9 protein-coding genes are annotated in these 12063 nt (G+C 70.2%); 5 read left to right on the forward strand and 4 right to left on the reverse strand.

Annotated features, from left to right (window positions below; translation table 11 throughout):
* Positions 1 to 229: 229 nt before the first annotated feature.
* A complete protein-coding gene (locus KV557_RS32715) occupies positions 230 to 1834 on the forward strand; it encodes a serine/threonine-protein kinase (protein ID WP_218205186.1) in 1605 nt (534 codons plus the stop codon).
* Positions 1835 to 2005: 171 nt separating this feature from the next.
* Positions 2006 to 2809 (forward strand): hypothetical protein, encoded by an 804-nt coding sequence (locus KV557_RS32720; RefSeq protein ID WP_218205187.1) that lies wholly within the window; start codon positions 2006 to 2008, stop codon positions 2807 to 2809.
* An 85-nt stretch (positions 2810 to 2894) separates the two neighbouring features.
* Here KV557_RS32720 and KV557_RS32725 read toward each other — a convergent pair whose 3' ends face one another.
* The 3 genes from KV557_RS32725 to KV557_RS32730 form a co-directional block, all read right to left on the reverse strand.
* Positions 2895 to 5885, reverse strand: coding sequence for a helix-turn-helix transcriptional regulator (locus KV557_RS32725; protein WP_218205188.1), 2991 nt, complete (start codon positions 5883 to 5885; stop codon positions 2895 to 2897).
* Between the two features lie 123 nt (positions 5886 to 6008).
* Entirely contained in the window at positions 6009 to 6131 is a 123-nt protein-coding gene (locus tag KV557_RS43360; RefSeq protein WP_256178300.1) for a hypothetical protein, read from the reverse strand.
* Positions 6132 to 6368: 237 nt separating this feature from the next.
* On the reverse strand, positions 6369 to 6602 hold the full coding sequence (locus tag KV557_RS32730) for a hypothetical protein (protein ID WP_218205189.1): 234 nt from the start codon (positions 6600 to 6602) through the stop codon (positions 6369 to 6371).
* A 416-nt stretch (positions 6603 to 7018) separates the two neighbouring features.
* On the opposite strand from KV557_RS32730, the gene KV557_RS32735 reads away from it, so the two are divergent.
* Both KV557_RS32735 and KV557_RS32740 read left to right on the forward strand, forming a co-directional pair.
* Positions 7019 to 7414 carry a copper chaperone PCu(A)C gene (locus KV557_RS32735; protein ID WP_218205190.1) on the forward strand — a complete coding sequence of 132 codons (396 nt, stop codon included), beginning with the start codon at positions 7019 to 7021 and terminating at the stop codon, positions 7412 to 7414.
* 441 nt (positions 7415 to 7855) lie between these two features.
* A complete protein-coding gene (locus KV557_RS32740) occupies positions 7856 to 10090 on the forward strand; it encodes a TniQ family protein (RefSeq protein ID WP_218205191.1) in 2235 nt (744 codons plus the stop codon).
* A gap of 4 nt (positions 10091 to 10094) precedes the next feature.
* Here KV557_RS32740 and KV557_RS32745 read toward each other — a convergent pair whose 3' ends face one another.
* Complete coding sequence (locus tag KV557_RS32745; RefSeq protein ID WP_218205192.1) at positions 10095 to 11705, reverse strand: hypothetical protein; 1611 nt, start codon at positions 11703 to 11705, stop codon at positions 10095 to 10097.
* A 165-nt stretch (positions 11706 to 11870) separates the two neighbouring features.
* Between KV557_RS32745 and KV557_RS32750 the strand changes: the two genes are divergently transcribed.
* On the forward strand, positions 11871 to 12063 hold a 193-nt coding region (locus KV557_RS32750), incomplete at its 3' end, for a transposase (protein WP_256178305.1).

Genomic DNA, 12063 nt, shown 5'->3' on the forward strand with positions numbered 1-12063 from the left:
GGCCTCCTCGTGTCGGCGGTGTCGGCGATCGTTCGCGCGCACGTGACCGAAAAGCAGGCAGACGCACCGATGCGGCCTGCGGGATGCTGCTGCCTGTTCGGTGCACGGTAAACGAGTTCTGCAGAGCGGGGGAACTCACCACTGGCACCGCTGGACCACCGCCGGCTGACCGGGATCAACCCGCGACCCCCTGCGGGCCCGGCCGCACCGGCGCCCTACGATGACCGCCATGAACACAGGGGGGCCGAACACCCAGCTCATCGATGGTCGCTTCGAACTCCTGGAGCGCCTCGGCGGCGGAGGCATGGGGCTGGTGTGGCGGGCGCGCGACATCGTGCTGCACCGCGAGGTCGCGCTGAAGGAGGTGCGTCCGCCCGACCCGGCGCTGCTCGACGGCGACCCGAAGGCCGCGCGGGTCATGCGCGAGCGGGTGCTTCGCGAGGCCCGTTCGCTGGCCCGGCTCAGCAACCCGCACGTGGTGACGATCTATCACATCGTGGACCTGCCCGAGTTCCCGCACCCCTGGCTGGTCATGGAGCTGGTAACCGGCGGCTCGCTGTACGACCGGCTGGCGCGGGGCCCGATGTCGCCGGCCGAGGCGGCCCGGCTCGGCCGAGGTGTGCTGTCCGCGCTCAGCGCCGCTCACGCGGCCGGAATCCAGCATCGCGATGTCAAGCCCGGAAACGTCCTGCTGCGCCCCGACGGCACACCGGTGCTCACCGACTTCGGCATCGCCGCACTGCGGGAATCGACCAGCCTGACCACCACGGGCGGGCTGATCGGCTCACCCGAGTACATCGCCCCCGAGCGGATCCGCGGCGAGGAGGGCAACCCGGCCTCGGACCTCTGGTCGTTGGGGATGATGCTCTACGTCGCCGTCGAGGGCCGGCACCCGCTGCGGCGCGCCACCAGCATCGCCACGCTCGCCGCCGTGCTCGACGAGCCGATCCCGCCGCCCGTGCGGTCCGGGCCGCTGGGCCCCGTGCTCTCCGCCCTGCTGGTCCGGGACACCGCGGCCCGGCCGGACGCCGAGCAACTCGACCGGCTGCTCGCCGCGGCCGAAGCAGGGGCGGAGCCGACGGCCGAGACCGTGCGGGCCTCGATGGACACCTCGATGGACACCGTGCGGTTGAACGCGCGAACCGCCGTGTCCCACCCCACGCGGATCGAGGACGCACGCCCTCTGGAGGACCTACACCCAATCCAGGACGCACACCCGCAGACGGTCCGGCCCCACCCGGTCCGCAGCCATTCCAGGCGCAACGCGATCCGGTCCAGCTGGCTCGCCGCCGCCGTACTGGCCGCCGCCATCGGGTGGACGGTGAACTACCGCTACTCGCAGGACAACCCGTCGAACTACCAGCCGGCCACCGCCTCCCCCGAGCACCCGGGCCTGATCACTCCGGCGGGCGCGCACACGGTGATCCAGGCGCTGAGCCCGAAGATGGGAGGCACGCAGGTCGTGGAGTTCTGGCTCGCCGCGGACAACGCGTACGGTCGAGCGCCCGTCCCGGGAAACCCGGGGCTCTACGACAAGTTCAGCTACCGGGACGGCAAGCCCTCCCGCGATCCGAACGGTGGCGGCACCATGTCCGCCAGGGACAAAGCCGTGGACCTCAACGCCGTCGACTGGGACAAGCTCCCCGGGCTCCTGCAGCAGGCCTACACCACCCTCGGCATCGCCCACCCGACCGACGAGTACGTCATCGTGCAGTACGACACCTTCAACCCGGGGCCCGCTGTGCTGGTCTACGTCAAGGACGCATACGGCAGCGCCTACCTGTCGGCGGACTTCCAGGGCAACGTGAAGAGGACCCAGGCACGCGCCCAGTAGGCGGTCCGGCCACGTCCGGCGAAGGTCAGGCAGTTCTGGAGAAGGTTAGGTAGTTCTACCGATGTCCCCGCGCGGGGCGTCCGGGAACATGGTTCCACGGCGTCGAGACGAGGCCTGCTCCGCTCTCCGCCGGGATTGGCACACCATCAACTTCTCTGAGGCAGTCGAATCATGAAGAAGACCACATTCGCCGGTTCGGTGAAGGTCGCCACCCTCGCCGGGCTCGTCTGCCTCGGCCTGACCACCGTGACGGCGTGTTCCGGCGGATCGGCCGACACCGCGAAGCCCGCCGCCGCCCCGCCGGGCTCCGCAGCTGCCCCTGGCTCCGCAGCCGCACCCGGCGCGCCCGGCTCGGCCGCACCGGCACAGGGAGCAGCGCACGGGGATGCCACCCGCTACCAGGCGTCCGGCTGGCTTCCCGCGAAGAGCCTGCCGCTGTACGGCACGTACCTGTGGGTGTCCGAGAACACCGACGACCCGAAGTCCACCGACGACGCCCTCAACTGGATGTACGCCTGCAGCGACGGCAGCAAGGAACCGACCGCCGCCCTGGAGATCTCGTCCTACCAGACCAAGCAGTACAAGACCGACCTCCAGGCCGACCCCAGGGCCGGCGCCTTCCAGTGGATGCTCTTCTTCAAGGACGAGGCCACCGCGAAGACCGCGCTGACCAAGATCGAGACCGACTACTCCTACTGCGCCGCCCGTCAGTCCGACGACTCCGGCCGGACCACGGTCGTCAAGACGGCCGCCGGCTCCGGGGGCATCAGCTGGCTCACCACCGCTCGGGACAAGAACGGCAAGCCGCACATCAGGTTCGCGGATGTCGGCGCCGACGCCCACGAGTACTTCGTCCAGTCGGGCAACGTCATCAGCCTGGTGCAGGCCCTGGGCGACACACCCGCCATCGACCCGGCGCCGGCCGACGACCAGGTGCTCAGCGCCATGGCCGCAGCCCTGGGGACGATGCACTGAGCCCGGTCACCGGCTCGCCCCCGGGCCGGTGACCGTCCCACCCCGCGGCCCGCACGCCGCGGGCCTGCGCCGCGCCCGTCCCGGGTCAGACCCGGCCGCCAACACCGCTGTGGGCCGCCAGCGTTGCCAGCCCGGCCCGGGACGAGACCCCCACCTTCTGGTAGATCCTGGCCAGATGGGCCTCGACGGTACGGGGACTGAGGCAGAGCCGGGCTGCCGCCGCCCGGCTGGTGAGCCCTTCGGCGACCAGGTGCACGATCTCCAGCTCACGAGTGGTCAAGGCAGCCAACCGGTCCGGAAGTTCACCCGAGCGCGCAAGTCCACCCACGCGCGCGAGGACGGCCGGGCGCCCGGCCTCGGCGAGGCCGACCAGCAGGCCGGCGCCGCCGTCCGACGCGAGCCGGTGGCCCCGCTGCCACATCGCGGCCGCCCGGAAGCCGTCGCCCGCGGCCTTCACGACAGGAGCGCCGAGCAGCAGGGCGTACGCCTCCCTGAGCACGGCCCCGGACTGTGCGCTCTGCTGCGCGGCCTCGGCGAACATGTCGGCGGCCGCCGCGGTCTCACCACGGCCTGCCGCGACCTGGGCCAGGCCGCACAGGGCGGCTGCCCGCTGAGCCGGCAGGCCGAGCCGCTCCGCCTCCTCCAGGGCGCGGCTCGCCCAGCCGGTCGCGGCGTCCAGATCCCCTGCAGCCAGGGCTTCCGCGGTGAGCAGCTCCAGGAAGTGAGGGCGGACGGAGGGCTGCAGCTCGCGCAGTTCACCCTCACCACCCGCGTGCAGCAGGGCCTGGCGCGCCCGCTGCGGGTCGCCGGCGCGCAGTGCCGCATGGCCGAGCACGCCCCAGGCTGTGAGGGCGTACCAGCTGGTGCTCACGCCCGCCGCGGCGACCGCCTCCTCGGCGACCGCCAGCGCACTCGGGTCGCCCGGTGGCCGGGCGTGCAGCAGCACCCGGGCCTTGGAGGCCAGCGAGAACGCCAGGAGTTCGCTGCTCCCGATGGACCGCGCGATGGTCTCGGACTCCTCGGTCAGCTCCAGCGCGGACGGCAGTCGGCAGGTCTGGAGGTGGATGTACGCCTGGCACAGCAACAGCAGCGGCAGCACGTAGCTCTGGCCGCTGCGCCGGGCGATGGCCGCCCCGCGGCCGGCGTGGCGCTCCGCGTCGGCGTAGCTCTCCAGGAAGACCTCGGCCCAGGCCAGCCCGCCCAACGGTTCGCAGAGCGCGGCGAGATCACCGTCGGTCAACGCGTCCACCAGGGCGCTCGCGGCCACGGCGAAACTCCGCGCCGCGCCCATCTCGCCCTCGTAGGCCTCGCCGATCGCGGCCACCGCAAGGCTGTACGCCTGTCCGGTCTCGTCACCGGCCGTCCGGGTGTGTTCTATCGTCCGGGCGACCTCCGCCCGTGCGTCCGAATAGGAGGCGGCGAACAGCGCGCAGGCACTGAGTTCCACTTCGAGCGCGACCGCCTCCTCGGGCGAGGGGACCGGCAGTCGGGCCAGTTCACGGCGGACCAGCGCCGCGGCCTCCCGATAGCTGCCCAAATGACGTTCCGTAAGACAGCACAGGGTGACCGCGGTGGACCGGACGGCGGCGTCCTGCGGCCCCAACTCGCCGATCAGCTCGTGCAGGAGGTCGCGGCTCTCGCGCAGTGCACCGCTGACGCCGAGCGCCCTGGCGCGCAACAGCTTGAGGTCACGTCGCTGCGTGGCGTACGGGGGCGTGTCGGGCAGCACCCGCAGCACCGTCCGCAGCCAGTGGGCCGCGCTCGCCGGAGCCGTCGCGACGCTCTGCTCGGCCGCTTCGATCAGCACCCCGACCGCCGCCGGATCCCAGCCGGCCAGCGACCGCTCCACATGGTGCGCCCGCTCGACGGCGGGTACGCCGGCCTCGGCCAGCGCCGCCGCCGCCCGGTGGTGGAGGGCGGTTCGCCGACCGACGTCGGTGTTCTCGTAGATCACCCTCCGGAGCACGGGGTGGCGCAGCGCCCAACGCCCGCCCGACCGGGGCCGGATCAGGTCACGGCGGATCAGCCGGCGGGTCTCCTGGCCGAGTTCCGCCTCCCCGTGCCCGGTGGTCAGGCGCAGCGTGCCGGGGGTCGCGTGGTCGCCGAGGACCGCGACCGCCTCGACGGTTCGCAGCTCGGCCGTACTCAGCGGCGTCAGCTCGTCGAGCAGCAGGGCGCCGAGCCCGGTCGGCGCGTCGCAGTACAGCTCCATCCGGTCGGCGAGCTGCGAGGCGGCGGGGCTGCGGGGCGGCCGGGCGGCGCGGTGTGCCTGGAGCAGGGTGAGGAAGTACAGCGGATTGCCCTCACTCGCGGCATAGAGCTCCGCCGCCCGGCCGGGCGGCACCTCGGGAGCGAGCTGCTCGATGCACTCGCGCCGGCCGAGCGGACCCAGCTCGATGCGCAGGACCGCTCCCGAGTCGACTCCGCGGGTGAGCGCGGCGGTCAGCGACGGCGGCGCCTGCCGGTCGCGGCGCGCCACGACCAGCACCACCGGGGCGCTGACGGGGTGTCGGACGAGGTGGTCGAGGAGTTCCAGTGAGGCGGGGTCGGCCCAGTGCAGGTCGTCCAGCACGACGACGAGCCCCGCTCGGCCGAGGTGCGTCAGCAGGTCGGCTGCCGCCCGGTAGAGCCCGAACCGGTCGAGCGGGCCGCCCGGCGTCGGGGGTGGGGGCTGGACCCCGGCGACCCCGGCGACCCCGCGCAGGATCGGCGCGGCCGTGTTGGCCAGCTCCGGGGCGCTCTGCAACGCCTGTGGGTCGAGGTCGGAGAACGCGTCCGTGAACGGCTGGAACGGGGCGTGTTGTTCGTACTCGGTCGCCCTGCCGCGCAGGACCGTCACCCCCCGGCTGCGGGCCCGCAGGCAGAACTCGTCCAGCAGTCGGCTCTTGCCGATACCGGGCCCCCCGGAGATGTCGACGACCGCCGGAGCGCCCCTGCCCAGCCGGTCGAGCACCGCATCGAGCTGCCCGACCTCGGCGGACCTGCTGACGAACGACGTTCTCCCGGATCGCCGCTCCGGCTCCTCGTGCGACCTGTCTTGCGGCTTGTCTTCCGACCTGTCTTCCCCAGCGGACATCGCGCCCCTCCCCCGACCAGCAATGCGCCACGATGATCATATGGTCGGACACTAACGTCTCGCGCATCGCGCGTAGATCCGACGATCCCGCCGGTCAGGAGGACGGGAGGTTGAAGACGGACCCTACCCCCAGCCCTCCTCCACCAGGGCGCAGCCGTCCGGGGTGATGCGGTGGGTCTGGCCGGAGCCGCCGACCACCCGGCAGTCGCTCTTGACCGGCGCCAAGCACGCCTGGCCGCAGCGCAAGCGGCGGCCGACCTTGCGGCGCCCGATGAGCGCCGCCTTCGCATCCGCGCTCCGCTCCTACCTGATCCCGGCGCTGCTCTACACGGCGCAGCACGTGGAGATCGTGCTGCAGCACGTCGGGATCATGCTGCGCCGGCGGTAGGCCCGGGGGCCGGCCCGCGCTGTCCGCTCGGGGGTTCGGACGGCGGGCCGGCCGTCTCCAGCGTGTGGATGCGCGGGTTGGCCGCGCACCCGCGGCTACGCCAGTGCGGCGATGCTGTTCGGCAGTTCCGTGCTGTTGGTGGCGGCGTCGGTGGCGGCCGGGCTGACGCCGTCGCCGAGCCCGGACCACTGCCGGCGGGTGACCTCCAGGCGCAGCGCGGAGCCGGGCCAGGGGCGGTCGAGGCAGAGCATGACGGCTCCGGTGCGGCGCAGGTGGGCGTCGATGCGGGCGGTGGTGCGGGGGGCGAGGCGGTCGGGTGGGCGGACCATGAGAACGGTGCACGCGCCGGCGAGGGCGGAGACGACCTCGCCGAAGTGCTGTTCGCCGACCTGGTCGGCGACGACGAGGCGTTCCAGCGGCAGGCCGAACGCGGCGGCGGCCAGCCCGAGGTTATGAGCAGTTGGGCTGTCTCATGTGCCTGCCTGTCTCAGCTGTCAGCCTTGATGGCAGGGGCGGGTCTCACTGCATATTCGACGCCCGGTGTCTCAGATTCCGTTACGAGTTTGTGAGCCATGCGGGCAGTGGGACAGATCGTTCGGAGCTGACACACGCCCCACCGCGGGACGGCGGGGCCTTGTCATTACCGAATCGGGTGATCTTCCGTCGACTACTTTGCGTGATCATCCAGCCGCAGAGTGTGCTTGCCGCAGGGGCCGATGCGCGGCCCAAGCAAGGAGCAAACCGCATGAAGATTCCGGTCAACACCGATATCACGGTCCGGGAGAAGTCCGCCTGGGTCCGCTGGCTTCCGAACGCCCTGCCGGCCGCCGGCTACATCACGCTGGACAACTCCTCCGACCAGCGCCTCGACATCACCAAGATCAAGAGCCCCGACTACAAGAACATCACGATCTACCAGACCGTCACCGACGCCGACGGCTCGAAGATGGTCAAGCTGGACAAGGTCACCCTGTCCGCCAAGGGCGGGTTCGCCTTCGTGCCGGGCCAGTACCACCTCATGCTGGAGAAGCCGACCCGCCTGATCACCCCCGGCGACAACGCCCGCGTCGTCTTCTTCCTCAGCGACGGCAAGGTCATCAAGGTCCGGATCCCCGTCCGCACCTCCCCCGAGCTGTACTGACCGCGCCCACGCCACCAGGAGACCCGGACATGACCACGTACCACCTCGACCTCGGTGACAACCAAGGCGAAGCACTCGACTCCGTCACCAAGCTCACCATCGTCGACACCGCAGTCGACATCAACACCTATGTCGCCGGCGACTACAAGGCCCCTGTGCCGCTGTGGGGCAAAGTGATCCTCACGCGTGGCGACGTCCGCAACCCGGCCACCACCGCCTGGGTCGAGGACGTCGAGAACACCGACACCCACCAGGACGTCGTCCTCATCGCCGGCGACCCCGCCGACCCCACCTCCCGCCGCGTCCGCCTCATCGATGCCTGGGCCAGCACCACCTACCACCGGGACGAGGACGACGACCCCGACGCCTTCGCCATCAGCTTCACCGACATCACCGTCGAGAGGTACCCGCGCGATCATTGTGGACCCCGACCTGCGGCAAGTGCGCCGGCACCACTTGTGGGGCCGCGCGAACGGGTCACGCTTCTGCCCGTCGTGCCTCACGGACTCTTGTGGCCGCTGGCAGCTGTCCTGGCGGCTTGGCTGGTCGTTCGCCTGCACCGTCCACAACTGCCTGCTGGCCGACGTCTGCTGGCAGTGCCAGCGCCACCAGCGGCGGCACCTCATGCCCTCCGGCACCATCCCCATCCCCGGGCAGTGCACCAACCCCGGAGGAACCGTCGGACGCTCGGCCACACGCTGCGGCGCCGACCTCACACAGACCCCCGTCCTACCGCTGCCCGACGGCTATCCGGTGCTGAGGACCCAGCACCTCATCATCGAAGCCATCACCGCCGGAACCACCGGCACCGCGCTCCATCCGAACGCTCCCGTCGCCGACTTCCTCTCCGACATCCGCAGCCTGAGCAAACTCATCCTCACCCACCCCGACCACAACGAGCCCGGCAAGCACCTTCCTGCGGACATCGCCGACACCTTCGACCGCGCACGCGATCTCCCGCACAGCAGAGCCTCGCCCTCCACTTCCCGAGTGCGTCCCGGCTTCGCGGCACCCGCCCGCGCCGAGATCACCGCCGCGGTGACCACCATCGCCGCCCGGGCTCTGACTCTCGACAGCACCGACCAGGCAGCAGACGCCCTGGCCTGGCTCTTCGTCCCCAAGACCGGCGCGGCGGCCGGAAAGGCGACCACCACCGTGGGCCACGGAGCCAGCGAACTCCTCCTGGACCTGCAGCACACCGCCATGCACCGCCCCACCACCAGCACCGGACACACCCGCAGCACAAGCCCGGACCGCACCCGCCGAATCCCGGGACTGCTCTGGCCGACCTGGACCGTCGCACTCGCCCCACCCCACCGCCACCCTCTCCGGACCTTCCAGAACCTCCAGCACGCCCTGTCCGTCCTGCTGGCCCTGATCGGCCCAGGCGGCTCCGTCCACGAAGCCAGCCGCCGACTCGGCGCCTGCTACCCGCCCGACGACACCGCCCGGCTCCTGCACCGGCTCCAGACCCATCCGAACTGGCAGGCCGCCGAAACCGCGCTGAGCGACCTCGCCCAGCACCTGGACCGCGTCGGCTCTCCCATCGACTACCAGCGCAGACGCCAGCTCGACTACCGCGACCTCCTTCCCGTCCCACAGTGGCAGGCCCTCGCCCGCCGGGCCCTACACCTTCCCGGCAACAGCCACCGCCCTCTCACAGCCCGCCGCTGGCTGTTCGAACGGATCAGCGGCCTGCCGGCCACCCACGCCCCCACCGCCTACGCCCTGACCGAGCACTTCCACCGCAACCAGATCTCCGACTTCACCACCGTCCTCAGCCCGCAACTCCTTGCCGAGCTCGACGCCCACGCCATCGAGTTCCTGAACCAGCAGGGGATCCACGACGAACCCGCTACCTGGTGTCCGCCCACTACCGGGCTGACCGGACCGAACCTGCCCGGCACAGACCTGGGTCGCTGCCGGGCCGAGGAGATCCACCACCTGTTGCGGAACGACAGGCTTCGCCCACGGGACATCGCTGCCAGGCTCGACGTCAGCATCGACGCGGTGCGCTGCACCCTCACCGACCAGCCGGCACCTTTGGCCTCTCATCAGCTGCGATGGAACGGCCGTCTGGTGCCAATGCTGTCGCAGCAGCTCACCGCCCAGGAACTGCAACGCCTGTACCACGACGAACGCCTCAGTGTCGCGGCCCTCAGCAGACGCTTCGGCGTTTCCAGACGGTCCGTTTCCGCCCTTCTGGACCACCACGGCATCCAACGCCGATCACAACCGCCGCGGCCCATCGACCTGGCCTGGCTTCGTCACGAGTACGTTGTCCGCCGCCGCACGCTCGCCGACCTGGCCGACGAACTCGGCATCTCGGCCCGCTACCTCGGTCGGAGGGCCAGAGAGATGGGAATCCCCACGCGGACCTGGGTCGGCACCCCTCCCATCAGGAACCGACGGTTCGAGCTTCACCACCTTCGTGCCGCACAGGTCATGCTCGGCGTCGGCAACTACAGCGTCCGCAAGATCGCCGAAGAACTCGGCTTCAGCACCCGTACCGTCCACCGGCACCTCCACGCGGCAGGAGCGATCCACCACGGCTTGGAGACCATGGACAGGGCGAAATCACCCGCGATGGGAGAGCGACGAAGCCCCGCACTCACCGGGCCGACGGACGCTCCTGCAGCGACATCGCCAAGGAAACGGGGTTCTCCATCGGGATGATCAGTTACCCATCCCGGCGCCACAGCATGCCCAGCCAACGGCCCAACGGCGACAGCGACCTCTCGGGGAGCTGGTCTATCGTCATGTAGGGAAGACCCCCGGGGTCGGCCGGCTCTGCCTTGCCCATCGGATCGAATCGGCGAAAGCCTGTCTCGCCTGTCGTCCTCAGCGGCGGCGACATAAACACGCCGGAGAGGCGGCCGCACTTCCACGCCACTTGGAGGCGCCAGGTAACGTCCCACGACTCGGTCCGCGCCACCAGCGTGAACAGCCCTTTCTCGCCACGCGGCAGTGTTCCGAGCGACCGGACGTCGAGATCGGAGCCGTCAACTGTCCGCACATTCGGCGGCTCCTCGTCGAGGTCGACCTCAAAGTGCACATCCAACGGACCCGGCCGGCAAAGCATCGAGTCGGCGATCGTCATCGGATTCCGGGCCTCAACCACAGTCCGCAGACCGACGATGGCGACCTCGCTGTGCTCCGGCGCCTCGATGACCACTTCTACGGCGTGCGTGCGGGCCGGAATGACCTCCGGTGCCGACCCAATCTGGGCGCCCGGGGCGTTCGTCAACGCGGATGCGAACCTCGACGTCATCTTGCACGTGACCGGTGATGTCTCGGACGCTGTCCACTCTGCGACGGGCAGGCGTATCGGGCCACCGAACGTATGAATGGCTCCGATGGGAGCGATCACGTCTCGATCCCCCAGTCCACCACTCTTCAACCCGCGCTGGGTCTGTACCACCAGGGGCATTCGCTCATCGGCCTTCTGGTACTCCGGCGATCCCGGCGAAGCCAGCTCCAGAACCAGACAGCTCAACTCATGGGCCCGGTCATACTCGGCCGACCGACGTGAGTCCCCGTACCGGACCCAGTAACAGTCCGCCAGGTCGTTCATCACCCCTGGCAGGGACGGATGCGAGGCGGGAATCCGCTCCAGACAACATTCGCCGAACTCGATCGCCTCGTCGAAGTGGCTCAAGTCCTGGTCCCGCGAGTACTCCCAGTGAATGATCCAGATGATCACGCTTGCCACAGCACCCAGCCGCTCGTCCGCACGGCCCTCCTGCTCCTCCAGAGCGCGAAGCTGGCCGAGCCGCTCGATCGCCTCACACCGCAGGGCATCGTCCGGAGCCTCGTAGTGGACTTGAAGCAGACCCAGGGCAAGTTCGGCGAGGTCACCGACGGAAGCAGCGCCAGCCTGGTCGGCGAGCCTCCGCCAGTAGATGATCCCTTTTCGAATCAGTTCGGGATTCCTCTGCCGCGAGCCGAGTGTGTGCCAGCCGTCGGCTGCGGCCCGCAGCACGACCGCCGCTGCCGGGCCTTCGTCGTACCAGACCACAGCCTGTTCAGCGGTCTCCGCCATGGCGAGGATGTCCGGTTCAGCCTGGGTGATTTGCGCCTTCCAGCTCAAAGCGACCGACAGCTCCCGAAGGACGATGGCCTGCTCGCCAAGGCGGGCGAGGAGCTGCCGGTTCAGGGCGATGAACCAGTCTGCATCTTCAACTATGGCGGGATCCAGAACGCTGTGCACCGTCCGGAGGACCAGGTCTGTGCGTTCTCGGATCACCTCGCCTCCGTCGGCGGACCTGGACCGAAGGAACGCTTCGATCATCAGGCAGTAGGCGTCGGCAAGAGCCTCGCGGCTACCGACCCGCTCATGGATGGCGAGGTCGAACCCGGCAATCTCCGACAGACATCTAGTAGGGCTTTGTTAGGTACCCCGGTTGATCACTGCCGAGTAGAGTGTGATCTTCTGTCAGGTGTGACACCTGAGGAGATGGAGGCGGTTTGCCCGCGTCTGGAAGCGTTCGCGGCGGAGATGCTGGGGTCGTTGGCGCGGCGAGACCAGCGAGCCAAGGGCGAGCTGTACCTGCGCGGGTTGATGCTGGACGGCAAGCGCAAGTCGATGCAGCCGATGGCCGAGCGCCTGGGTGTGGATCACCAGCAGCTGCAGCAGTTCATTGCCTCGT

Source organism: Kitasatospora aureofaciens (assembly GCF_019192735.1).
Classification (GTDB): Bacteria; Actinomycetota; Actinomycetes; order Streptomycetales; family Streptomycetaceae; genus Kitasatospora; species Kitasatospora aureofaciens_A.

What these genes read in the sequence shown, in the direction of transcription:
- KV557_RS32715 (WP_218205186.1), top strand. Translation starts at nt 230, where the DNA reads ATGAACACAGGGGGGCCGAACACCCAGCTCATCGATGGTCGCTTCGAA.
- KV557_RS32720 (WP_218205187.1), top strand. Translation starts at nt 2,006, where the DNA reads ATGAAGAAGACCACATTCGCCGGTTCGGTGAAGGTCGCCACCCTCGCC.
- KV557_RS32725 (WP_218205188.1), bottom strand. Translation starts at nt 5,885, where the DNA reads ATGTCCGCTGGGGAAGACAGGTCGGAAGACAAGCCGCAAGACAGGTCG.
- KV557_RS32730 (WP_218205189.1), bottom strand. Translation starts at nt 6,602, where the DNA reads ATGGTCCGCCCACCCGACCGCCTCGCCCCCCGCACCACCGCCCGCATC.
- KV557_RS32735 (WP_218205190.1), top strand. Translation starts at nt 7,019, where the DNA reads ATGAAGATTCCGGTCAACACCGATATCACGGTCCGGGAGAAGTCCGCC.
- KV557_RS32745 (WP_218205192.1), bottom strand. Translation starts at nt 11,705, where the DNA reads ATGATCGAAGCGTTCCTTCGGTCCAGGTCCGCCGACGGAGGCGAGGTG.